At 62.6% G+C, this 22610-nt stretch carries 22 protein-coding genes and 1 tRNA gene; 9 read left to right on the top strand and 14 right to left on the bottom strand.

The window, feature by feature from the left end; all coding sequences use genetic code 11:
• The first annotated feature begins 183 nt into the window (after positions 1-183).
• Positions 184-257 (top strand) — tRNA-Gln (locus NHAM_RS07715).
• 70 nt (positions 258-327) lie between these two features.
• Here the strand turns inward: NHAM_RS07715 and NHAM_RS26550 are convergent.
• The gene (locus NHAM_RS26550; protein WP_157043558.1) at positions 328-612 is read right to left on the bottom strand and encodes a hypothetical protein; all 285 of its coding nucleotides are present in this window, start codon (positions 610-612) and stop codon (positions 328-330) included.
• Positions 609-776, bottom strand: a complete 168-nt coding sequence (locus NHAM_RS28075; protein ID WP_245270030.1) for a hypothetical protein — start codon at positions 774-776, stop codon at positions 609-611. The genes NHAM_RS26550 and NHAM_RS28075 overlap by 4 nt, the downstream gene beginning before the upstream one ends.
• A 40-nt stretch (positions 777-816) precedes the next feature.
• On the opposite strand from NHAM_RS28075, the gene NHAM_RS07710 reads away from it, so the two are divergent.
• The 7 genes from NHAM_RS07710 (at position 817) to NHAM_RS07680 (ending at position 7279) form a co-directional block, all read left to right on the top strand.
• Entirely contained in the window at positions 817-2358 is a 1542-nt protein-coding gene (locus NHAM_RS07710; RefSeq protein WP_245270029.1) for an ATP-binding protein, read from the top strand.
• 233 nt (positions 2359-2591) lie between these two features.
• Entirely contained in the window at positions 2592-2831 is a 240-nt protein-coding gene (locus NHAM_RS07705) for a hypothetical protein (protein ID WP_245270028.1), read from the top strand.
• Positions 2832-3069: 238 nt separating this feature from the next.
• A complete protein-coding gene (locus NHAM_RS07700; RefSeq protein WP_011510017.1) occupies positions 3070-3351 on the top strand; it encodes an acyl carrier protein in 282 nt (93 codons plus the stop codon).
• A 10-nt stretch (positions 3352-3361) separates the two neighbouring features.
• The gene (locus tag NHAM_RS07695; protein WP_011510016.1) at positions 3362-3835 is read left to right on the top strand and encodes a 3-hydroxyacyl-ACP dehydratase FabZ family protein; all 474 of its coding nucleotides are present in this window, start codon (positions 3362-3364) and stop codon (positions 3833-3835) included.
• Entirely contained in the window at positions 3828-5033 is a 1206-nt protein-coding gene (locus tag NHAM_RS07690; RefSeq protein ID WP_011510015.1) for a beta-ketoacyl-ACP synthase, read from the top strand. The genes NHAM_RS07695 and NHAM_RS07690 overlap by 8 nt, the downstream gene beginning before the upstream one ends.
• A 24-nt stretch (positions 5034-5057) precedes the next feature.
• Positions 5058-6338 carry a beta-ketoacyl-ACP synthase gene (locus NHAM_RS07685; protein WP_041357832.1) on the top strand — a complete coding sequence of 427 codons (1281 nt, stop codon included), beginning with the start codon at positions 5058-5060 and terminating at the stop codon, positions 6336-6338.
• Positions 6339-6346: 8 nt separating this feature from the next.
• A complete protein-coding gene (locus NHAM_RS07680) occupies positions 6347-7279 on the top strand; it encodes a lipid A biosynthesis lauroyl acyltransferase (RefSeq protein WP_011510013.1) in 933 nt (310 codons plus the stop codon).
• 70 nt (positions 7280-7349) lie between these two features.
• On the opposite strand, the gene NHAM_RS07675 is transcribed toward NHAM_RS07680, so the two are convergent.
• The 10 genes from NHAM_RS07675 to NHAM_RS07630 all read right to left on the bottom strand — a co-directional run bounded on the left by NHAM_RS07675 (position 7350) and on the right by NHAM_RS07630 (position 19470).
• Positions 7350-8465, bottom strand: a complete 1116-nt coding sequence (locus NHAM_RS07675; RefSeq protein ID WP_011510012.1) for a polyamine ABC transporter substrate-binding protein — start codon at positions 8463-8465, stop codon at positions 7350-7352.
• Positions 8466-8479: 14 nt separating this feature from the next.
• Positions 8480-9634, bottom strand: a complete 1155-nt coding sequence (locus NHAM_RS07670) for an aminotransferase (RefSeq protein WP_011510011.1) — start codon at positions 9632-9634, stop codon at positions 8480-8482.
• A 15-nt stretch (positions 9635-9649) separates the two neighbouring features.
• Positions 9650-9985 (bottom strand): rhodanese-like domain-containing protein, encoded by a 336-nt coding sequence (locus tag NHAM_RS07665; protein ID WP_011510010.1) that lies wholly within the window; start codon positions 9983-9985, stop codon positions 9650-9652.
• A 375-nt stretch (positions 9986-10360) separates the two neighbouring features.
• Entirely contained in the window at positions 10361-11470 is a 1110-nt protein-coding gene (locus tag NHAM_RS07660; protein WP_011509106.1) for an IS5-like element ISNha7 family transposase, read from the bottom strand.
• Positions 11471-11546: 76 nt separating this feature from the next.
• Positions 11547-13451 carry a potassium transporter Kup gene (locus NHAM_RS07655; RefSeq protein ID WP_041357831.1) on the bottom strand — a complete coding sequence of 635 codons (1905 nt, stop codon included), beginning with the start codon at positions 13449-13451 and terminating at the stop codon, positions 11547-11549.
• 145 nt (positions 13452-13596) lie between these two features.
• On the bottom strand, positions 13597-14427 hold the full coding sequence (locus tag NHAM_RS07650; protein WP_011510008.1) for an OmpA/MotB family protein: 831 nt from the start codon (positions 14425-14427) through the stop codon (positions 13597-13599).
• Between the two features lie 137 nt (positions 14428-14564).
• Positions 14565-15338 (bottom strand): motility protein A, encoded by a 774-nt coding sequence (locus NHAM_RS07645; protein ID WP_011510007.1) that lies wholly within the window; start codon positions 15336-15338, stop codon positions 14565-14567.
• A gap of 303 nt (positions 15339-15641) precedes the next feature.
• Positions 15642-16520 carry a CDP-diacylglycerol--serine O-phosphatidyltransferase gene (pssA, locus tag NHAM_RS07640; RefSeq protein WP_011510006.1) on the bottom strand — a complete coding sequence of 293 codons (879 nt, stop codon included), beginning with the start codon at positions 16518-16520 and terminating at the stop codon, positions 15642-15644.
• A gap of 118 nt (positions 16521-16638) precedes the next feature.
• Complete coding sequence (locus tag NHAM_RS07635) at positions 16639-17385, bottom strand: phosphatidylserine decarboxylase (protein ID WP_011510005.1); 747 nt, start codon at positions 17383-17385, stop codon at positions 16639-16641.
• 126 nt (positions 17386-17511) lie between these two features.
• Positions 17512-19470, bottom strand: a complete 1959-nt coding sequence (locus tag NHAM_RS07630) for an ABCB family ABC transporter ATP-binding protein/permease (RefSeq protein ID WP_011510004.1) — start codon at positions 19468-19470, stop codon at positions 17512-17514.
• A 211-nt stretch (positions 19471-19681) separates the two neighbouring features.
• On the opposite strand from NHAM_RS07630, the gene NHAM_RS07625 reads away from it, so the two are divergent.
• The gene (locus NHAM_RS07625; RefSeq protein WP_011510003.1) at positions 19682-20284 is read left to right on the top strand and encodes a TIGR00730 family Rossman fold protein; all 603 of its coding nucleotides are present in this window, start codon (positions 19682-19684) and stop codon (positions 20282-20284) included.
• A 13-nt stretch (positions 20285-20297) separates the two neighbouring features.
• Here NHAM_RS07625 and cimA read toward each other — a convergent pair whose 3' ends face one another.
• A complete protein-coding gene (gene cimA, locus NHAM_RS07620) occupies positions 20298-21896 on the bottom strand; it encodes a citramalate synthase (RefSeq protein WP_011510002.1) in 1599 nt (532 codons plus the stop codon).
• Entirely contained in the window at positions 21893-22393 is a 501-nt protein-coding gene (locus tag NHAM_RS07615; RefSeq protein WP_011510001.1) for a GNAT family N-acetyltransferase, read from the bottom strand. The genes cimA and NHAM_RS07615 overlap by 4 nt, the downstream gene beginning before the upstream one ends.
• Positions 22394-22610 lie beyond the last annotated feature (217 nt).

Here is a 22610-nt window from a genome sequence, read left to right as displayed (position 1 = left end):
GCGCTTGATACCGCAAGCCAAGGCCTCCGTCCCCCCGGATCCGGCCCGAACGAAATTCACCCCCGCCTCGCCCGCGCGCTTGCCAAAACAGGGAGCGAACGAGTAGAAGAACCCACGTTTGCCGGCGATGCCGTCGCAACTCAGCCAGCGTTCCATAACGTATTGCAAAAGCTGAATTAAACTTGGGGAATGGTGTAACGGTAGCACAACAGACTCTGACTCTGTTTGTCTAGGTTCGAATCCTAGTTCCCCAGCCAGTTCTACTTACAAATCGATATATCAGGATTGCGACGGCCGATGCGGTCGCCGGCGATCCCGGCCGCGGCATCACGGCGGCTCCGGTCCCCTGGCTTTTTCGACGCTACCGTTAAGGTAAATGAAACCTTTAAACCCGGTGGCGGGGTGGCGGCCAGCCAGCTCCGCGCCCTCCAGCATTCTTCCATAAAAACAACGCGAGACATGGAGGCGGCAGCAATGCAGCCGCGCACCGCGCATGGCAGACCTGTCGTGCCACGATCCTGATACCGTCTGGCTTAACAGTTTTTGCAATAACCACATGCGATAGTCGGGCAGCAGAACTGCACAAGAAATGTGATCAGCAAAATGCTTCATTCGATTTCCGCCAATTCCTTCGGACGCGTGATCTCCGTACGCGGATCGCAGGCACGGGTCGGCATTCTGAAGACCGGCTGCATGTCGTCGGCGGCCGCGCGCGCCACCGTCGGCCGGTTCGTCAGCCTGCGCAGCGTGGCCTCCACGATCGTCGCGATGATCACGGAGGTCTCCTGTGAACATCTGCCATCCTCGGATGAGTTCATGGCGAGCGCCTCGGTCGATCTGCTTGGCGAAATCCTCGACAGCTCCGGTCCCCGCCTCCGTTTCCAGCGCGGCGTCACCAACTATCCGGCGATCGACGACCCGGCGGAGCTGGTCACCAACCAGGAACTCCGCACCATCTACGCACCCAGCGGATCGGATCAGATCGATGTCGGCACGCTGCAGCAGGATCAGTCCGTCACAGCCTATGTCGACATCGAGGAAATGCTCAGCAAGCACTTCGCCGTGCTCGGCTCAACCGGCGTCGGCAAGTCGAGCGGCGTTTCGCTGCTCATCAACGAAATCCTGAAATCGCGGCCCAATCTCCGCATCTTCCTGCTCGACGTGCACAACGAGTACGGCCGGTGTTTCGGCGAGCGCGCCCTCGTGCTCAACCCCCGCAACCTGAAACTGCCGTTCTGGCTGTTCAACTTCGAGGAAATCGTCGACGTTCTGTTCGCAGGGCGGCCCGGCGTGCCGGAGGAGCTCGACATCCTCGCCGAGGTGATCCCGATTGCGAAGGGTGTCTATACGCAATATCAGCACGCCGACCGTGTCGGCCTCAAGCGCATCGATCCCAAGAGAGTCGGCTTCACCGCCGACACGCCGGTGCCCTATCGCCTGGTCGACATGATCTCGCTGATCGACGAGCGCATGGGCAGGCTGGAAAACCGCTCCTCGCGCATCGTCTACCACAAGCTGATCTCGCGCATCGAAACCGTACGGAACGATCCCCGCTACGCCTTCATGTTCGACAATGCGAACGTCGGCGGCGATACCATGGCCGAAGTCGTCAGCCTGTTGTTTCGCCTGCCCGCCAACGGCAGGCCGATGACCATCATGCAGCTTGCGGGATTTCCCGCGGAGGTCGTCGATTCCGTGGTGTCGGTTCTCTGCCGCATGGCGTTCGACTTCGGGCTGTGGAGCGACGGCGTCTCGCCGCTGCTGTTCGTCTGCGAGGAAGCCCACCGCTATGCGTCCGCCGACCGCAATATCGGCTTCGGCCCGACCCGCAAGGCGATTTCCCGCATCGCCAAGGAAGGCCGCAAGTACGGAGTCTATCTTGGCCTCGTGACGCAGCGCCCGGCCGAACTCGACGCCACCATCATTTCCCAATGCAACACGCTGTTCACGATGCGCCTCGCCAACGACCGCGACCAGGCGTTGCTCCGCTCGGCGGTCTCGGATGCGGCAGCGAACCTGCTCTCGTTCGTGCCTTCGCTCGGAACCCGCGAGGTGCTGGCCTTCGGCGAAGGCGTCGCGCTTCCCACCCGGCTGCGCTTCAAGGAAGTCCCGGCCCACCAGTTGCCGCGCAGCGAAGCCACGATCTCGACGGCACCGTCCGCCAGCCGCGGCCACGACATGCAGTTCGTCGACGCCGTTCTCGAGCGCTGGCGCGGGGCGACCTCGCATCGCGACGCGCCCAACGACCCCGGCTTCATGGAAAGGCCGGTTGTACACACATTGAACGCGCCGATGCTGCAGCCGTCGCTGGGCCTCGATCCCGACCGTTTCTCGCTTCTGAAGAAGCCGTTGCGCTAGCTTCTGCTTTCAGGCCAACCGGCTTCCTTTATGACCCGCATGTGGATCGAACAGGGCACCGCCGGACGGCGAGGCCGGCGGTGCCCTGAATTTTTGTACGCCGTCATGACGACTTTCTGTGTGAGGATCGCGCGCAGCGTGATAAAATCCACGCCGGAGCTTGCAGACCTGATACCCGCGGACCTGCACCCATGGGAATACAGCGACCCAAAACCTCGGAGGAAGAGCACGTCGTGCTCCAGTTCCGGCCGCGCCGGCCTGCAAGAACGCCCGAACAACGGCCCTCGGCAAATGCCGCTAACGCCGGCTCCCCGGACCAAGCCGACCATCCATCGCGTCACCGACCTGCCCGCGACCAGGACGACTTCCTCCACCGGATGCTCGCAAATGCGGCCGCATTCGCCTTCACGATCGCATTGATCGCCGTCGGGCTGTGGCTGGCCATGAGCATCGCCGATTTACGCACGCCCTGACGGGGGCTTCAGGATTGCACACATAGCGCAACGCCCCCAAGATAGGGCTGCAAAAGATAGCAAGCGCGCTGATTCGGCTGCGGAATACGGCTTTGCGGAGCGCCCGGTGCCATTGAACTCGGGACAGCGCTCCGATATACGGGCACTCGACTCCGCACGATGGGCCGGCCGTTGCGGAGGCGGCGCCGCCGTCGAACGCCGATACGACATTTATCTTCAATATATCAAAGGCTTAAAGATGTCCTCCACATTCGATCGGGTCGCCACCATTATCGCGGAAACCTGCGACATCCCACGCGATACGATCACACCCGAGAGCCATGCCATTGATGATTTGGGGATAGACAGCCTGGATTTCCTCGACATCGCTTTTGCAATCGACAAGGCGTTCGGGATCAAGCTGCCGCTGGAGAAGTGGACTCAGGAGGTCAACGACGGCAAGGCGACCACCGAGCAATACTTCGTCCTGAAAAACCTCAGCGCGCGCATCGACGAGTTGGTCGCCGCCAAGGGCGCGTAATCACGCGGCCATGGATCTCGCATACTTTCACCTGATCGATCGCATTACCGACCTCAATATCGGCGAGAAAACGATCGCGGTTGAGGCTCAGGTGCCTCAGCAAAACACGATCTTCGAGGGGCACTTCCCCGGATATCCGCTGATGCCGGGCGTTCTGTTGATCGAGTCGATGGCGCAGGCGTCGGGCTGGTTGCTGATCGCGTCGATGAAGTTTGAGCGCATGCCGTTTCTCGCCGCGGTCAAGGAAGCCAAGATGCGAACTTTTGTGACTCCCGGCGAACTCCTGAGCATCGAAGCAAGTATCGTTCACGAAGGCTCCGGCTACGCCATCACCCAAGCCAACGTCCGTGTCGGCGGCAAACGGCGGTGCAATGCGACGATCACGTTTGGCATCGCCCCCTTCCCAAATGCGGATATGCGCGGACACATGGAGGCCATGGCCAGGCGCATCGGGTTTCCGCAACAAATGATTGCCCATGACTGAGATACCATCGCGTTCAGCACCGATCGAAGCCTGGATCACCGGGATCGGGCTCGCCACCTCGCTCGGCGAGGGTCTTGATGCGCATTGGGATGCACTGAACCAGCGGCGTATCAATGCCGACGAGAACAGCTTCGCGCCGTACGTCGTTCATCCGCTGGCGCCCGTTAACTTCGACGCACAGATTCCGAAAAAGGGCGACCAGCGCCAGATGGAAGCCTGGCAGCGCATCGGGACCTACGCCGCGGGGCTGGCGCTCGATTCAGCCGGTGTCAAAGGCAACAAGGATATACTGGCGCGGATGGACATGATCGTCGCCGCAGGTGGAGGCGAACGCGACCTTGTCGTCGACGCCGGAATTCTGAACGCCGAGGCAAAGGGCAACTCCGCGCCCGGCTTTCTCAACGAACGGCTGATGAACGACCTGCGGCCGACACTCTTCCTGGCGCAGTTGTCCAACCTTCTCGCCGGCAACATTGCCATCGTTCACGGCGTTACCGGTTCGTCGCGCACCTTCATGGGCGAAGAGGCCGCCGGCGTCGACGCGGTGCGCATCGCGCTCGCGCGGATCGCCGCCGGTCAAAGCGACATCGCGCTGGTCGGCGCCGCCCATAATGGCGAGCGGAAGGATTTGCTCCTCCTCTACGAATTCGGCGACTTCAACCTGAAAGAAAAACACGCGCCGGTCTGGACGCGTGAGCACCACAGCGGCTTCGCGCTCGGATCCGGCGGTGCTTTTCTGGTGATTGAATCCCGAGCCCACGCGGAGGCTCGTGGCGCGAAGCCGTTTGCGCGCCTGGTCAACGTCGTCGCCGATCATGCACGGCGCAAACGCTCCGGCGACACCACATCGACGCTGGAATCGTTGTGGTCCAGGCTCGGCAGCCGCGCGGATGCCGCAGCGATCGTCACGGGCGCCACCGGCGCCGAGCCGGTCACGTCGGAAGAACGCGCGTTCCTTCGCGCCCATCCGGACATCCCGGTCCGCGCGACCGGAACAATGTTCGGTCACATCATGGAGGCGCAGTTTCCGCTTGGACTGGCCGTCGCCGCGTTGTCGCTGTCGCGCGGATCGCTGTTCGCGCCTGCCGATTCATCGGGCCAGGAGATTGATATGTCCAAGCCTCCGGCCCAGATTGTCGTGATCGGAGCCGGACACTGGCGCGGCGAAGGCATGGCGCTGGTTGAAGCGATCGGCTGAAAACCAGGATTCGATGGGGGAACCATGACCGCTATGCGCGACAAATCCGGCAGGCCTGTCGTCGTCGTCACGGGCATGGGCGTCGTGACCTCTCTCGGCTCCGGCAAGACCGACAACTGGGCCAGACTTTGCGCGGGTGAGTCCGGCATCAGGACGATCACGCGGTTCCCGACCGACGGCCTGAGAACCACGATGGCGGGCACGATCGATTTCGTCCCGGTCGAGCCGTTCTCGTCGACCGATCTTTCGGAGCGACTCGCCGACATCGCGACCGAGGAGGCTGTCGCGCAGGCGAGGATCGGCAGCTCCGGTGATTTTCCAGGCCCGCTGTTTCTCGCGGTCGCCCCGGTCGAGCTTGAGTGGCCGCAGCGTCAGGAACTCGGCCGCGGTATCGGTGCGGATACCGATATCGACTATGATCAGATGTTGCGGGTCAGCGGCGGCGGCGGGTTCAAGCAATATCATCGCCGCTTCCTGTTCGGCTCCGTTGCGGATCATCTCGCCGAAACCTTCGGCACCAAGGGCTCGCCGATCTCGCTCTCGACGGCCTGCGCATCGGGAGCCACCGCAATTCAACTCGGCGTCGAAGCGATCCGCCGTGGCGAGGCCGATGCCGCGCTGTGCGTCGCAACTGACGGCTCGGTCAATCCCGAAGCGCTGATCCGGTTCTCGCTGCTGTCGGCGCTGTCGACCCAGAACGACCCCCCGCAGGCCGCGGTACGACCGTTTTCCAAGAACCGCGACGGCTTCGTGATGGCCGAGGGCGCGGGCGCGCTGGTTCTCGAAAGCTATGAGGCCGCAGCCGCGCGCGGCGCGAAAATACTGGGCATCGTGGCGGGATGCGGCGAACTGGCGGACTCCTTCCACCGCACGCGCTCAAGCCCCGACGGCAAGCCCATCATCGGATGCGTCCGCAACGCTCTCGCGGACGCCGGCGTGACCGTCGAGCAGATCGATTACATCAACGCGCACGGCACCGGCACCCCGGAAAACGACAAGATGGAATATCTCGGCATCTCGACCGTGTTTGGCGAGCGCACCAGGCAGATCCCGGTATCGTCAAACAAATCCATGGTCGGCCACACCCTCTCGGCGGCGGGAGCTGTCGAGGCGGTGTTCTCGCTATTGACGCTCGAGCACCAGCGCATTCCGCCGACTATCAACTATGACGTGCCGGACCCCGCGATCCCATTCGACGTCGTTCCCAACGCAGCCCGCGATGCGCGCGTCACCACGGTGATGTCGAACTCGTTCGGATTCGGCGGACAGAACGCGTCGCTGATCCTGACGCGCGAACCGGTCTGACGGCGATAGTGCAGCGTCTCCTCCTGCGAACTCGAGCCAGACTGCGCGACGCGGTCAAACCCGTGGGCGCCGCCGCCATCGGCGGGTTGACGATCGGGTTGTTGCGCACGACGCGCTATTTCGATCCGATCGGGACGGCAAACCTGTTCGGCAAGATCACGCAAAAGATCGGGCCGATGCTGCGCGAGCAGAAGATCGGGCGCGCCAACCTGACGGCCGCGTTTCCCGAAAAGTCGCCGGACGAGATCGAGACGATCCTGGCGGGAGTGTGGGACAATCTCGGACGCATCGGTGCGGAGTTTGCCCATCTCGATCACATCTGGAAACACGATCCGGATCATCCCGAGGACAGCCGCATCGAAATCGGGCCGCGCACCCGCGAGCTGTTCCACAAGCTGCGGCTCGACGGCAAGCCGGCGCTGATTTTCGCAAGCCATCTCGGCAACTGGGAACTCCCCGCCGTCGCCGCCGTCGCGCATGGGCTCGATGCGGCGGTGCTGTTTCGCAGGCCGAATATCGCAGCGGCCGATCGCGCGATCGAGCAATTACGTTCCGTCAACATGGGCACGCTGATCCCGGCCGGTCCTGCCGCGCCGTTCAAACTGGCGCAAGCGCTGCAAAGCGGCCGACACGTCGCCATGCTGGTCGACCAGTATTTGACCAACGGCGTCGAGGTTACGTTCTTCGGCCGCAAGACCAGGGCCAATCCGATGCTGGCGCGTCTGCTACGGCAGATCGAGTGCCCGATCCACGGCGTGCGGATCATCCGCCTGCCCGGCCATCGCTTCCGCGCCGAACTGTCCGAAGAGGTCGCACCGGTGCGGGATGCGAACGGGCAGATCGACGTGCAGGGTACGATGCAGACCATCACCTCGGTGATCGAAGGCTGGATCCGCGAATACCCGGATCAATGGCTGTGGCTGCACCGCCGCTGGCGGTAGGCTCTCTTTGATTTAACGCGTTTTCTTCACGCGAACCGGTTTCCACTTCGCTCGAAAACGCTACTGCCCGTCACCGCCCGGTTTTCACGCGGGTCCAGAGCCGGTTGACCGCACGCTGGGTCTTCGGGTCGCGCGCGGTGATGACGAACAGCCGCTTCATCGTGGCCGCGTCCGGATAGATCGTTTTGTCGTTGAAGATTTTCGGATCGATCAGCTTCTGGCTGGCCAGATTGCCGTTGGCGTAGGACAGGAAATCCGAATTCTTCGCCGCCACGTCGGGCCGATAGAGATAATTGATCAGTTCATAAGCTTCCGCGACATTCTTCGCATCCGCCGGAATGGCGAGATTGTCGAAAAACATCTGCGCGCCCTCTTTCGGAATCGCATAGCCGATCTCGACGCCGTTATGGGTCTCGGCCGCGCGGCGCTGCGCCTGCTTGATATCGCCCGACCAGCCGACGACAAGACAGATCTCGCCGGTGGCGAGCCCGTTCAGATATTCCGAGGAATGAAATTTCCGAACGGAAGGCCTGACCTTGCTGACAAGGGCCGCCGCCTGTTCGAGATCGGCCTTTGCTGTCGAATTCGGATCGAGACCCAGATAGTTCAATGCCGCCGGCAAGATATCGTCGGCGGAATCGAGCATCTGGACGCCGCAGTCCTTGAACTTTGCCAGCTTGTCCGGATCGAAGATGATATCCCAACTATCGATCTTGCCGTCGGATCCAAGAATGCGCTGCGCCGCCTTGACGTTGTAACCGATGCCGGTCGTGCCCCACATGTAGCTCGCGGCATAGCGGTTGCCGGGATCGTAGACTGCGAGCTTCGCCGTCACCTCCGGCCAGGCGTTGGCAAGATTCGGCAGCTTCGCCTTGTCGAGCTTCTGGAAGATATTCGCGTGGATCTGGCGCTGCAGGAAATATGCCGTGGGCACCACCACGTCGTAGCCCGACTTGCCGGCGAGAAGCCGGGTTTCCAGCGTCTCGTTGGCATCGAAGGTGTCATAGACCACCTTGATGCCGGTCTCCTTGGTGAAGGCATCGAGCACGCCCGGCGCGATATAGTTCGACCAGTTGTAGAAATTGACGGTCCGCTCGGCCGCATGGGCCGGCCGTGATGATGCTCCACTGAAGCCAAGCGCGAACGCGGCGGCAACCCAGATCCATGTGTATCGATTCGGAATCATCGCTTGCACCATCCCTAAACAACAAGCATGGCATCGGACAAACGCTCCAGCGCGCTGTCGAGCGTGGCATCCTTCTTGGCGAAACAGAATCGCACGACCGAAGTAACCGCATCCTGTTCGTAGAACGCGGAAACCGGGATCGCCGCGACCTTGTGGTCCGTCACGATGCGCCTGCAAAACGCCTCGTCGGTTTCATTGAGGCCGAGCGGCGCAAGATCGACCGTCAGGAAATAGGTTCCCTGTGATTGCAGCACGGGAAACCCGATGTCTTCAAAGCCGCGGGTCAGACGGTCGCGGCGTCGCGCGAGATCGCGGCGCATTGCAAAAAAGAACTCGTCCGGCTTGGCGAGGCCATAGGCGACCGCGGCCTGAAGATTGGGGGGCGTCGTGAACGTCAGAAACTGATGCACCTTCGCGGTCGCCCGCAGCAGCGGCGGCGCGGCGCAGACAAAGCCGACCTTCCAGCCGGTCAGCGAAAATATCTTCCCGGCCGAGCCGATCTTGATGGTGCGGTCGCGCATACCGGCAATGGTGATCAGCGGAATATGCTCGCGGCCGTCGAAGACGACATGCTCCCAGACCTCGTCGCAGATCGCGACCGCATCGAACTCCTGGCAGAACCGCGCCAGCAATTCCAGATCCTCGCGCGGATAGACCACCGCGGCCGGATTGAGCGGATTGTTGAAGAGCACCGCCTTGGTCTTGCGGGTGAAGGCGCCGCGGAGCGCATCTTCCGTCAGCCGCCAGTGCGGCGGCTCGAGGCGGACCAGGCGCGGAACGCCGCCGGCCTGCCTGATGATCGGAAGATAGGAGTCGTAGACCGGCTGGAAGACGATGACCTCGTCACCCGGCTCGACCATGGCGAGTATGGCGCCGGTCAACGCCTCCGTGCCGCCCGAGGTAACCATGACCTCCGTCATCGGATCGAGCGACAGGCCGTGCCAGTGCCCGTAATGCGCGGCAATCGCCCGCCGCAACTCCGGAATTCCCATCATCGATGGATATTGATTGTAGCCGTCGAGAACGGCGTCCGCCGCCGCGCGCCGGATATCCTCCGGACCCGGATCGTCGGGAAAACCCTGCCCGAGGTTGATGGCATCGTTATCGCGGGCGAGCTGCGACATCGTCTCGAAGATCGTGACCGGAAGGTCGGCGAAGACCTTGTTCATCGAGAGCGTCAAATCTCAGCCGCCGGGTCGGGTCGGCAGCCCCACCGCTTTCCACCCCAGAATTCCGCCGGCAAGATGCTTGTCGTAGGCAAGACCGCCGGCCTGCGCCACCAGCGATGCGGTCACCGAGCGCTTGCCCGAGCGGCAGGCAAACACCACCTGCTTGCCTTGCGGGTCGGGTATCGCCTTGGGGTCGAAGCTCGACAGCGCAACAACGACCGCGTCCGGAAAGGACTCCGCCGCGACCTCGTTCGGCTCGCGGACATCAACCAGCAGATAGCGCCCGTCGGCAATGCCCTTCGAGACCTCTTCCGGCGTCAAGTCGTGAACGACAAAATTCTGATCTGCCAACGCAACCTCCTCGTCCCCGCATTCAGGCGCACCGGTTCAAAGCCGGTTTCGCCCGCTCTCCAGCCGCGCAACGTCGCGCCTTGCGCCGACAAAATCAAGCGCCGCCACAATTCTAAATGATAGCTTGCCTGGAGCCTTTTCGTTTCTGATGGAATCAGAAGCGGGCTCTATGATTTTGATTTGACGCGTTTTCTTCCCGCGAACCGGTACCCATCCTCGGGTCAAGCCCGAAGACATGCTTCGCTCGAAAACGCTCTAACAGGCTGTTGAAGAAGTTTCCCACGGAGACGGATATGGAATGGAGTCAGCGTGATCTGCGGGCGGCGCCACCATCAGGGTCCTGATCGAGCATCTTGACGGTGCACGACTTGTGTTTCACGCGGCGGCTGCCAGGAGTTTGGGCAAGCGGATCAGGTTGTAGGCCGCCAGCGCCAGGGTGAAGGTGGCGTTGACGCGGTCGCGGCCTCGCAGCTTGATCTTGGCAAGTCCGGCGGAGGCCTTGATCCAGCCGAACACCTCCTCGATGCGCTTGCGACAGCGTTGGCTGACGGCATATCCGGCATGACGGAGAGTCCTCTGGTCGATCGCGGTCTTGCGCGGCTTTCCGGTCTTGCTCAAATGCCCGTCGATGGCGATGTGCGGCGTGACCGAACGCCGTCTTAAGTCCTCGACGAATGCGGTGACGTCATAGGCCTTGTCGGCGCCCAGCGTGATCCGCCGCTCGCTTTGGCCGCGGTGGCAGTCGATCAGCGCCAACGCCTGATCCCGCTCCGCCGTTCCGGTCGCCCGGCTCACGCCACCCAGCACCGCCAGTCCGTTGCGGTTCTCCATCAGGGCATGGCCGATGTAGCAAAGCTTCGCCGGCTGGCCGCCGCCCTTCTTATAGAGCCGTGCCTCGGGATCGGTCGTGCTCTGATGCGTCTCGTTGCAGCGCTTCTCGTTGTGGAAACTGCGCTCGGCGTTGCGTCCCGGTCCATCACTGTCCTGGTCACCGCCGTCCTTGCGCCGGAAGCTCTTGATCGATGCCCACGCCTCGATCAGCGTGCCGTCGACCGAAAAATGCTCGCTTGATAACAGCCGCTTGACCTGGTGCTGCCCCATCAGCGCGTTCAAGAACTTCGCGGCGATCTCACCTTCAAGCAATCGGTCGCGGTTCTTCGAGAAGGTCGAGTGGTCCCACACCGGGTCGTCCACGCCCAAGCCCACGAACCAGCGCAACAGCAGGTCGAACTCCAGCCGCTCCATCAACTGCCGTTCCGAGCGGATCCCGTAGAATGCCTGCAGCAGCATTGCCCGAAGCAGCTTCTCCGGTGCGATCGAGGGACGGCCGAACGCCGTGTAGAGCTTGTCAAAGTCCCTCGACAGATCATTCAACGCCGCGTTCGCGATCTGTCGGATCGTTCGCAGCGGATGGTCGGAGCGAATCCGAGCCTCCAAGTCCACATAGCTGAACAGCGAGCCTGACCGTTCGTCGCTTCCCCGCATCGCTCCCCCCTCGACGCATCCGCATCAAGAGAATCATGCCCAGAACCGCTGCGCCAGAGACTTCTTCAACAGCCTGCTAAATGATGACTTGCGTTCCCACCTCAACAACTCGCCCGGTCGGAATCTGGAAATAATTAATCGCATCGTTGGCCGACCGGCTCATCGCGATGAACAGGCGATCCTGCCAAACCGGCATTCCTGACTGCGCGGACGCCTTCAGCGACCGCCGCGAGACGAAAAACGACGTCGCCATGATGTCGAACTGCCAGCCGAGCTTGCGCGCGATCACCAGAGCCTTCGGGACATTCGGCGACTCCATGAAACCGAAGCGGAGGCTGACGGTCGAGAACTTCTCGCTGATATTTTCCATGCGAACCCGCTCGCTGGGATCGACGCGGGGGGTTTGCGCGGTTTCGATCGTCAGGATGACGTTATGTTCGTGAAGAACCTTGTTGTGCTTGAGATTGTGCAGCAGCGCGGTAGGCACGAAATTGGGATCGCTGGTCAGAAACACCGCTGTGCCCTTGACGATATGCGGTGGCCGCTTTTCAAGACTCTTGATGAGATCCAGAAGCGGCACCTCGGTGCGCCGGGTCTTTTTGATGAGGATGGCCGCGCCGCGGCGCCACGTCCATATCAGCACCACCATAATGAGCCCGAACAGTAGCGGCACCCATGCGCCATCAAGCAGCTTGAGGAGATTGGCGCTGAAAAACATGATGTCGACGACGACAAGCGGGACGACCAACGCGGCGGCCGTCGCCGCCCGCCAGTTCCACAGCTTCCAGACAACGACAAAGCCCATGATGCCGTCGGCGACCATCGTGGTGGACACCGCGATCCCGTAGGCCGAGGCGAGCCCGCTAGAGGTGCGGAACAACAACACCAAAAGCAGCACGCCGATCAGCAACAGGATGTTGACGCGCGGCAGGTAGATCTGGCCGGCATGGGTCTCGGAGGTGTAGCGCACCTCGAAACGCGGCAACAGGCCGAGTTGCACGGCCTGACGAATGAGCGAATAGGCGCCGGTAATGACGGCCTGGCTGGCGATCACCGTGGCGGCGGTTGCCAGAATGACCAGCGGCAGGATCATCGGCGCCGGCGCCAGACGGTAGAAGGGGTTCTCGATGGCGTCGGGATGGGCGAGGATCAGCGCCCCCTGTCCGAAATAATTCAGCAGCAGCGCCGGCAGTACCAGACAGAACCACGCCGCCTGAATTGGTTTACGGCCGAAGTGGCCGAGATCGGCATATAGCGCCTCGCCTCCGGTGACCGACAGAAAGACCAGCCCCATGATGACGAGGCCGATCAGGCCATGATTGAGCAGGAAGTGAATAGCGTACCAGGGATTGACCGCTAACAGTACGCTCGGGTCCTCGTGGATGTGCAAAGCGCCGAGGACAGCGATGGCCACGAACCACAGTGCCATCACCGGGGCGAACGCCGAAGCCACGCTTGCCGTGCCGCGGCTCTGCACCGCGAACAGCATGACCAGGATCAGCAACGTCAGCGGGACGACGTAGTTGCCGAACTCCGGCGCCGCGAGCTTCAATCCTTCGACTGCGGACAGCACCGAGATCGCCGGCGTGATCATGGAATCGCCGATGAACATCGAAGCGCCGACCACGCCGAGCGCCAGCAGAAGCAGGCTTTGCCGCCCCAGCGCCCGCTGGCCGAGCGCCATCAGCGACAGGGTACCGCCCTCCCCGTTGTTGTCGGCCCGCAGCAGCAGGAGAACGTACTTGGCAGTGACGACAATGAACAGCGACCACAGGATCAGCGACAGCACGCCGAGCACGATCACCGGCGTCACCGTCCCCTGTTGCGCGGCATGACTGACCGCCTCGCGGAACGCATACAGGGGCGATGTCCCGATATCGCCAAAGACCACGCCGATGCTTCCGAGCGTTAACGCCCAAAAGCCGCTCCTCGTTGCCGAAGCCTCGCCTGCGGCTTCGACGGGTGGATCGCTGACGGCCATGGTGTCTTGCAAACGCTCTGATGGTGGTTTTGATCCGGGGCTATCGCCCACAAGCACAGGCCCGTCAATCCATCGAATGATGTTGACAGCCTGCATTGATCTGCCTTGCAGGCGCCTGCGTCCGGTAAAATAGTATTGTGGACAATCAGGGCTTCAAATTCGGAGGCAACGGAGGCGCCTCGCGCATCAGGGTGATGGTGACGCGCCGGTTTGCCGCCAGCGAGGGGTCGTCCGGAAACAGCGGCATACTGTCCGACTTGCCCGCTACCGCGAAGATATGGCTCGGCGGCAACCCCTCCCGCTCGAGAATCTGGCGAACGGCGTTGGCGCGGTCGGCCGACAGATCGAAGCCGTCATAATCACTGCGCGTCGGGATGAAGTTCGAGGCGGTGTGGCCGGTGATCGAAATCCGCAAAGGCGTCGCCTTGAGCGGAGCCGCGAGCTTCCGGATCAGCATCCGCGTCCGCTCGTAAGGCTCCCTGGATCCGTCCGCGAACATCGATCGGCCGTCCTGGTCGACGATCTCCAGGTTGAGACCTTCCTTGGTCTCCTCGAACATGATGTGCTTGGACAGTTCGGTCAGCTCCGGCATGTCCTGCAACGCCTGCCGCAGCGACGCGGAAGCGAGCGCGAACTCGCGATCCGTCTTGAGGCGCGCGCCCGCGGTCTTGAAACGCTCCTGCTCGTTGGGAGTCGGCGTGGCGGAGGTTTCCTCCGGAGGGACGTGCGCGGAGTTCTTCAGTTTCGGCCGCGTCGGCAGGCCATCCGATTCGATGATACCGGAATATCGCACCTCGGTCTGAACGCCGAAGGCGTCACGCATCGAGCCCGCGACGATCTTGAGCTTGTTGTTGTCCATGGTGGAAAAGGCGACGAGCATCACGAAGAAGCTCATCATCAGGCCCATCAGATCGGCGAACGTGACGAACCAGCCGTGCCCTCCGCCATGCGCATCGCCGCGTTTTTTCTTGGCCATTGCTGGTTTCCCGACTAGCGCGTATTCCGCAAAAGTGAATACCGGTTATGCGATCAGAATACGCGCAAGCTATTAATTGAGAGCATTTCTCAACGTGAACCGGATTCCACTTAGCCGGAAAATGCTCGACCGTCAGATCACGCCGGAACCGGCTCGCCTTCCTCCTGGCGATGCTTCTCCGGCAGGTAGGCGAGCAGCATTTCGCGCACCAGCGCCGGGCTCTTGGAATCCCGGATCATCAGGATGCCGTCGATGATCAGGGTACGATTGGTTTCCTCGTCCAGCAGCTTGCCGTGCAGCTTGTCGGCGATCGGCAGGCAGAACAGGTTGGCGACGAGCGCGCCGTAGAGCGTCGCGAGCAGCGCGGTCGCCATGAACGGGCCGAGCTTGGACGGATCGGTCATGTTGGCGAACATCTGCACCATGCCGATCAGGGTGCCGATCATGCCGAACGCCGGAGCGCAATCGCCGATGGCGCGGTAGATCTTGCTTCCCTCATCGAGGTGCATGAGAAAATTGTCGCGGTCGCGCTCGAGATTGTCGCGGATGAATTCGAGATCGTAGCCATCCGCCACAAACCGGATTCCCTTGGCGAGAAACGGCTCGTTGGTTTCGACTTTCTCGAGACCCACCGGCCCCTGCTTGCGGGCGATCTCGGCGATCCGCGCCAGCTCGTCGACAAGGTCGCGCGCCGTCAGCCGGCTCATGGTGAAGGCAAACTTGGCGCCGAGCGGCAAGCCGTGCAGAATCGCGCCGAGCGGGAAGCGGATCATCGTGGCGGCGGTCGCACCACCGAAGATGATGATCATGGCATGTTCGCTGACGAACATGTGGAGATCGCCGCCCATAAAGACCATCACGGCGACTACGATCATGCCGAAAGCAAGTCCGGCACCCGTCATGATATCCATGAGAACTCCACGCACACTCGACCGACCATCCTGGACGGCGGCGCGGCCCGTTCTGAGACACGCGTCAACACCCTAGCTTTGGCGCCATTAAAGACCCGTTACCGGAAAGGTAATCGTTGCCAATGCGTTAATGTCGAACCAAAGCGGCTCTCGATGACACGGAATCGATCCGCGCTGCGGCGTCATGCACGGGCACAACCGCTTTTTTTAACGGCCATGCCCGGCAATGACGAGTCATCGACATGTTGCCGTTCAAGCGTGCAACGCACCGGACGCCAGACGGCTGCACGTGTGCGGGGTTTCTCAATTCGGGCGGGGAGACCGGTTGTCCGGCTTCCGTGGCCTGATCGGAATGGTTGGCGACTTGGCCTCGGGGGGTAGCGCAACCGGCAACGCGGCGTCGGCGGATGACGGCTCGGCCGGAAACGTCTGCTCCACAGCCGCCTTGAGGTCCTGGTCGCGATAGGATTTCCAACCGATCGGAAGGCTCAACAGAAAAACGATCGAACCGAAGGAGAGGACGACCCACGGATAACTGATCAGGAGTGCGATGAAGAACACCACCGCCACGAAGACCGGCAGCACCAACTCCGGCGGCACGCGCATGCCAACCATCTTGCCGGAGAAGACCGGCAGCCGCGACACCATCAGGATCGCGATCAACAGCGTATAAAACGCCGTCAGCACCGCGGGCGGCTGGGGAGCGCCCAGAAACGACAGATAGATCGGCAGAAGCACCGCGATCGCACCCGCCGGCGCAGGCACGCCGGTAAAGAAGTTCGCAGCAAAAGCCGGCTTGTTGGTGTCGTTCATCGTTGCATTGAAGCGGGCAAGCCGCAGGCCGCCGCTGATCGCAAATATCATCGCCGCGATCCAGCCCACATTGTGGAGGTCGTGCAACTGCCAGAAATAGAGGATCAGGCCGGGCGCGACACCGAAGTTGACGAAGTCGGCGAGGCTGTCGAGCTCGGCACCGAACTTCGACTGCCCCTTGATCATCCGGGCCACCCGCCCGTCGAGCCCGTCGAGCACGGCCGCGAACACGATCGCGGCCACCGCAAGCTCCATCCGTCCCTCGGTCGAAAGCCGGATCGCCGTCAGTCCCGCGCAAATCGCCAGCAGCGTGATGAAATTGGGCACCAGCATCCGCACCGGAATCGGGCGAAACCGGCGACGGCGCATCTCGGATGATTTCGGATCGTATGGCGTCTGCGCCTCTCCTGTACAGCAGGGCCTTTATATAGCAGGGCTTTGCCGGGTCTGCCATCGGCCAGACACCCCCGGCAAGCCGCCCGAGCGGTTAATTGCTGCGATAGGTCCGTCCGCCGTCAGCCTGCTGAAAATCGGCCAGCACCGTTTCGCCGGCGATCGCGGTCTGGCCTTCGGACACCAGTAGTTGCGTCCCCTCCGGCAGGAAGACGTCGAGCCGCGAGCCGAACCGGATCAACCCGAAGCGTTCGCCGGTTTCGAGCGTCTGCCCGTCATGCACGAACGTCACGATACGGCGCGCGACCAGTCCGGCGATCTGAACCACTCCGACCAAACCGTTGTTCGGCGTCGATATCACCAGCGAGTTGCGCTCGTTGTCCTCGCTCGCCTTGTCGAGTTCGGCATTGATGAATTTGCCGGGACGATAGACGATCCGTTCGATCTTTCCCGCGACCGGGCTGCGATTGACGTGGCAATTGAACACGCTCATGAAGATCGAAATACGCACCATCGGCTGCTCGCCAAGCTCGAGTTCGGCAGGCGGCACCACCGGCGCGATCATCGAGATGCGGCCGTCCGCCGGTGAGACGACGAGGCCCTCGCGAACCGGCGTCACACGGGCCGGATTGCGGAAAAACAGTGCGCACCATATCGTCAAGAGCGTTCCGATCCAGCCGAGCGGGGTCCAGATCCAGAACAGGATGATGCTGGCGAGCGCGAAGCCGCCGACGAAGGGATAACCCTTCGGATGAATGGGCGAAATCTGGGCGCGGATAGATTTTGCGCCAGAGCGAATGGACTTCGCGACGGATAGGAGAGTCTGTCGATCTATGGACATGAGCACCTGATGATCTGCGAATGAATCTGAGGTGAAGGTGGCATTATGGGAACGCGTCACGACCCCTCGATCAGCATCCGTATTAAAATACGATGCCTGATTCGGGGAGCTTGCCTTGCGCCTATTCTACTCTGCCGCGGCGGCCGGCGCCACCAGCGGATCGTCCACGGGCGGAGGGGCACGGTTGGGCGCGTCGTCGTCATCGCCGATCAGCGCCAGTTTCTCTCTAGCCTCCTGCGCCTCGCGTTGCCTGTTCCACATGCTGGCGTAAAGACCGTCGGCCGCCAAAAGCCCGGCATGGGTTCCCCGCTCGGCAATTCGGCCTTGATCGAGCACGATAATCTCGTCGGCGCCCACGATAGTCGACAACCGGTGCGCGATCACCAGCGAAGTGCGGTTGCGCGAGACCCCTTCGAGGGCCTCCTGGATTTCATGCTCGGTGTGGCTGTCGAGCGCCGACGTCGCCTCGTCCAGCACGAGGATCGGCGGTGCCTTCAGCACGGTGCGCGCAATCGCCACACGCTGTTTCTCGCCGCCGGACAGTTTTAACCCGCGTTCGCCGACCTCGGTCTCGTAGCCCTTCGGCGACATCCTGATGAAGCCGTCGATCTGCGCCGTCCGGGCGGCGGCCTCGACCTCTTCGTCGGTCGCGTTCCAGCGGCCGTAGCGGATGTTGTAGCGGATGGTGTCGTTGAACAGCACGGTGTCCTGCGGCACCATCCCGATCGCCGCGCGCAGCGAGACCTGCGTGACATCGCGGATATCCCGGCCGTCGATCAGGATACGGCCGCTCGACACATCGTAAAGGCGGAATAAAAGGCGCGAGATCGTCGATTTCCCCGCCCCCGACGGCCCGACGATCGCCACCGTCTTTCCCGCAGGCACGTCGAACGTCACGCCCTTGAGGATCGGACGATTCGAGTCGTAGGAAAACCGCACATCCTCGAACCGCACCGAACCGTGCCCGACATGCAGCGGCTGCGCGCCGGCGCGATCCTTCACCTCCGGATTGCGGGTCAGCACGCCGAACATCTTTTCGATATCGATGATCGCCTGCTTTATCTGGCGATAGACCATACCCATCAGGTTGAGCGGCTGGTAGAGCTGGATCATCATGGCGTTGACCATGACGAAATCGCCGACCGTATGAGTGCCGTTGCGCACGCCGATCGCGCACATGATCATGATCGTCGTCAGACCGGCCGTGTAGATGACCGCCTGCCCCCCGTTGAGAACGGCCAGCGAGGTGTAAGTCGAGACGCTTGCGGCCTCAAACCGCTCCATCGAGCGGTCATAGCGTTTCGCTTCCCGCAACTCGGCGCCAAAATATTTCACCGTTTCGTAGTTCAATAGCGAGTCGATCGCCTTGGCATTGGCGTCGGAATCGGATTCGTTCATCCGGCGGCGGATTTCGATGCGCCACTGCGTCGCTCTGTAGGTGAAGGCCATATAGACCACGACGGTCATGAGCGTCACCAGCACGTAGCGCCAGTCGAATTGCCACAGCAGCACGGCGGTGAGCAGTCCGACCTCGACCGCAGTCGGAATGAGCTGGAGGATGACGAGCCGGACCATCTCTTCGATGCCGTTGCGGCCCCGTTCCAGCACGCGCGTCAAGCCGCCGGTCTTGCGCTCGAGGTGAAACCGCAGCGACAGTTCGTGCATGTGGACGAACGTCCGGTAAGCCAGCCTGCGCACCGCGTGCATCGCGACCTTGGCGAAGATGCCGTCGCGCCATTGGGTGAGCAGCGCCATCAGCACGCGGACCGAGCCGTAGGCCACCGTCATTGCGAGCGGCGACAGGATCAACCACATCGCCCAGTTGTCGGGCTGCACGGGCGCGCTGCCTGCGCCGTTCAGCGCATCGACCGCCCATTTGAACGTGAACGGAACGATCAGGGTGGCGACCTTGGCCACAAGCAACAGCAGCATCGCCCAGACGACGCGCATCTTCAGGTCGGCGCGATCGCCGGGCCACATGTAGGGCCACAGATGCACGAGCGCCCTTCCGAGCGTCGCGCTCCGGGTCGGATCATGGGACGGATTTGCCGGGGCGCTCGCCGGATGCGGAGCCGCGTCAGCCATCGCTCAGGCCTGAACCCGAAAATGGCGTCCGCCGCCGCGAATATCGTCTGATCGAGGTCATATATCGACGTCATATAGAGCGTTTGGGTGCTGCGTACACCCTATTCCCGGCGATTCTTTTCGCTGCGGAGGGCGGCCCCGCAGGCACTTGACCCCGTGCCGGCAATAGCCGAGCCTTGACGCTGTAATTGTTCTGGGCCACATCGATTCCATGAACACCATCAAAACGGTCTGCGTCTATTGCGGCTCAGGCCCCGGTACAAATCCCCAATTCGTCGAAGCCGCCGTCGCTTTTGGTAAAGCGCTCGCCCGGAACAACGTCGGGCTGGTCTATGGCGGCGGGTCGGTCGGCCTGATGGGCGCCATCGCGACCTCGACCCTCGATCACGGCGGCACCGTCACCGGCATCATTCCGGATTTCCTGACCGCGCGCGAACACGCGCTGTCGCGCGTGCAGGAGATGATCGTCACCCGCGATATGCACGAGCGCAAGCGCCTGATGTTCGAGCGGTCGGACGCCTTCGTCGCCCTGCCCGGCGGCGTCGGCACGCTGGAGGAACTGGTCGAGCAGCTCACCTGGCAGCAGCTCGGGCGGCACAGCAAGCCGATCATGCTGGCGAATGTCGACGGCTTCTGGGAACCGCTGCTGGCTCTGCTCGCTCACATGCGGGCCACCGCCTTCATCCGGCCGACGCTTGCCGTCAATATCCTGCAGGCCGATCGCGTGGAGGACATCCTGCCGAAATTGCGCGCCGCCGCGAGCGACGCGCTGAACTCGAAGCAGATGCCGGCCGACGTCGCCGGCCGCCTATAACCGCGGCGGACCCTTACGCCGTCGCGCCGGACTTCACCAGCTTGTAGAATATTGAATCCATCAGGGCCTGGAACGACGCATCGATGATATTGGACGACACGCCGATCGTGGTCCAGCGCTCGCCCTCCTCGTCCTCGCTCTCGATCAGCACCCGTGTCACCGCCCCGGTGCCTCCATTGAGGATCCGCACGCGATAATCGATCAGCGTCAGTCCCTCGATGTACTTCTGGTATTTGCCGAGGTCCTTGCGCAAGGCGACATCGAGCGCATTGACGGGACCGTTGCCTTCGGCGGCTGAAATCCGAATCTCGCCGTCGACCCTGACCTTCACGACCGCCATCGCGACGGTGACGCGCTGGCCGTGGGAGTTGTAGCGTTGTTCGACATTGACGTCGAACTGCTCGACGTCGAAATACTCCGGCACGCGGCCAAGCGTGCGCCGCGCCAGCAGATCGAACGATGCGGCGGCCGATTCGTAGGCGTAGCCCGCCGCCTCGCGCTCCTTCATCTCCTCGACCAGCCGTCCGAGCTTCGGATCGTTCCTGTCAAACGCAATGTGCGCCCGCTCCAGCTCGGCGAGCACGTTGGAGCGGCCGGCCTGATCCGACACCAGCACCTTGCGGCGATTGCCGACCGATTCCGGCGCGACGTGCTCGTAGGTCGCGGGGTCCTTGATGATCGCCGACGCATGAATGCCGGTCTTGGTGACGAACGCGCTTTCGCCGACGTAAGGAGCGCGCCGGTTCGGCGCGCGGTTCAACATATTGTCGAGCGTGCGCGACGCCTGCATCAGGGTCGCAAGGCGATCCTCGGACACGCCGATCTCGAAGGCATCGGCGAATTCCTTCTTCAGTTTCAGCGTCGGGATCAGCGAGCACAGATTGGCATTGCCGCAGCGCTCGCCGAGGCCGTTCAACGTGCCCTGGATTTGCCGCGCGCCCGCACGCACCGCGGCCAGCGAGTTGGCGACCGCCTGCTCGGTGTCGTTATGGGCGTGGATGCCGAGATGGTCGCCGGGGACGTGTTTCGCGACCTCGCGAACCGTCGCCTCGATCTCGTTCGGCATGGTGCCGCCATTGGTGTCGCACAGCACGACCCACCGCGCACCGGAGTCGTAAGCCGCCCTGGCGCAGGCCAGCGCGAACGCGGGGTCCTCCCTGTAGCCGTCGAAGAAATGTTCGCAGTCCACCATGACCTCGCGGCCCACAGCCGCGACGGCCTTCACGCTGTCGCGGATCGACGCCAGGTTTTCATCGTTCGTGGTCTCAAGCGCGACCCTGACCTGATAGGCCGAGGACTTTGCGACCAAGCAGATCGCATCCGCCTTGGCCTCGATCAGTGCGGCCAACCCCGGATCGTTGGCGGCGGATCGCCCCGGCCGCCGCGTCATGCCGAAGGCGGTGAACCGCGCATGGCGAAGCGCGGGCTTTTGCAAAAACAGCTCGGTATCGGTCGGATTGGCGCCGGGGTAGCCGCCCTCGACATAGTCGATGCCGAGATCGTCCAGCATCTTCGCAATCGCCTGCTTGTCCTGCAACGTGAAGTCGACGCCGTTGGTCTGAGCGCCGTCGCGCAGCGTGGTGTCGAACAGATAGAGACGTTCGCGACTCATGCCGCACCTCCCGCGGTCAGCATCTTCTTCATCGTGGTATTGGCCAGCCACTCGTCGCCGATCGTCACCGAATTGCGTTGCATCGCGACGTAGCCGCGCCTGGCGAAAAATCGCTCCGCCGTATCGCTGGCCTCGACGGTCAGCGCCGTAGCGCCGCGGGCGCCGGCAAGCTTTTCGAGCGCATCGCACAGCGTGGTCGCGACCCCGTGCCTCGCCGCGCCCGGATGCACATAGAGCATGCCGATGCGATCCGTACCCTTCAGTGAAGCGAAGCCGACCGGCGAGCCCCGCAACGTCGCTACCAGCGTCAGTTCGTTCGCGAGCCGCGCGCCGAATTTGTCCTCGTCATCGGCGGCGCTGGCCCATGCGATCTGCTGCGCCTCGCTGTAGTCGTCGCCGGTCAGTTCCTCGATGCTCGCGACAAAAATCTCGGCCAGCACGGGGACGTCGGCGGGCAGCATCGGCCGCAGCGCAGGTGCAGGAAGCGCCTGTCCCATCGCGTCAAAACACTCCGAACAGACGGGCGGCCGGCGCGACTGCCGCGACGATCACCGCCCACTTGATGAACATGTAATAGCGCCAGTGCTTCGGAAAAGGCGTGTCGGGCTTCGTCACCGCGCGATCTCCCCGTTTTCCTCTCCCTGAAGGGGAGAGAGTGGCGGCGAGCGCAGGTTTGCGATCCTTCGGAAAGGACCCGTCATGCGCGGGCTTGAC

Origin of the sequence: Nitrobacter hamburgensis X14, from assembly GCF_000013885.1 — a bacterium.
Taxonomy (GTDB): domain Bacteria; phylum Pseudomonadota; class Alphaproteobacteria; order Rhizobiales; family Xanthobacteraceae; genus Nitrobacter; species Nitrobacter hamburgensis.
The sequence above is the reverse complement of the archived record's forward strand: the minus strand, read 5'-3'. Positions and strand labels throughout refer to the sequence as shown.

What these genes read in the sequence shown, in the direction of transcription:
- NHAM_RS26550 (WP_157043558.1), bottom strand. Translation starts at nt 612, where the DNA reads ATGAAGCATTTTGCTGATCACATTTCTTGTGCAGTTCTGCTGCCCGAC.
- NHAM_RS07710 (WP_245270029.1), top strand. Translation starts at nt 817, where the DNA reads ATGGCGAGCGCCTCGGTCGATCTGCTTGGCGAAATCCTCGACAGCTCC.
- NHAM_RS07700 (WP_011510017.1), top strand. Translation starts at nt 3,070, where the DNA reads ATGTCCTCCACATTCGATCGGGTCGCCACCATTATCGCGGAAACCTGC.
- NHAM_RS07695 (WP_011510016.1), top strand. Translation starts at nt 3,362, where the DNA reads ATGGATCTCGCATACTTTCACCTGATCGATCGCATTACCGACCTCAAT.
- NHAM_RS07690 (WP_011510015.1), top strand. Translation starts at nt 3,828, where the DNA reads ATGACTGAGATACCATCGCGTTCAGCACCGATCGAAGCCTGGATCACC.
- NHAM_RS07685 (WP_041357832.1), top strand. Translation starts at nt 5,058, where the DNA reads ATGACCGCTATGCGCGACAAATCCGGCAGGCCTGTCGTCGTCGTCACG.
- NHAM_RS07675 (WP_011510012.1), bottom strand. Translation starts at nt 8,465, where the DNA reads ATGATTCCGAATCGATACACATGGATCTGGGTTGCCGCCGCGTTCGCG.
- NHAM_RS07670 (WP_011510011.1), bottom strand. Translation starts at nt 9,634, where the DNA reads ATGAACAAGGTCTTCGCCGACCTTCCGGTCACGATCTTCGAGACGATG.
- NHAM_RS07660 (WP_011509106.1), bottom strand. Translation starts at nt 11,470, where the DNA reads ATGCGGGGAAGCGACGAACGGTCAGGCTCGCTGTTCAGCTATGTGGAC.
- NHAM_RS07655 (WP_041357831.1), bottom strand. Translation starts at nt 13,451, where the DNA reads ATGGCCGTCAGCGATCCACCCGTCGAAGCCGCAGGCGAGGCTTCGGCA.
- NHAM_RS07650 (WP_011510008.1), bottom strand. Translation starts at nt 14,427, where the DNA reads ATGGCCAAGAAAAAACGCGGCGATGCGCATGGCGGAGGGCACGGCTGG.
- NHAM_RS07645 (WP_011510007.1), bottom strand. Translation starts at nt 15,338, where the DNA reads ATGGATATCATGACGGGTGCCGGACTTGCTTTCGGCATGATCGTAGTC.
- pssA (WP_011510006.1), bottom strand. Translation starts at nt 16,520, where the DNA reads ATGCGCCGTCGCCGGTTTCGCCCGATTCCGGTGCGGATGCTGGTGCCC.
- NHAM_RS07635 (WP_011510005.1), bottom strand. Translation starts at nt 17,385, where the DNA reads ATGTCCATAGATCGACAGACTCTCCTATCCGTCGCGAAGTCCATTCGC.
- NHAM_RS07630 (WP_011510004.1), bottom strand. Translation starts at nt 19,470, where the DNA reads ATGGCTGACGCGGCTCCGCATCCGGCGAGCGCCCCGGCAAATCCGTCC.
- NHAM_RS07625 (WP_011510003.1), top strand. Translation starts at nt 19,682, where the DNA reads ATGAACACCATCAAAACGGTCTGCGTCTATTGCGGCTCAGGCCCCGGT.
- cimA (WP_011510002.1), bottom strand. Translation starts at nt 21,896, where the DNA reads ATGAGTCGCGAACGTCTCTATCTGTTCGACACCACGCTGCGCGACGGC.
- NHAM_RS07615 (WP_011510001.1), bottom strand. Translation starts at nt 22,393, where the DNA reads ATGGGACAGGCGCTTCCTGCACCTGCGCTGCGGCCGATGCTGCCCGCC.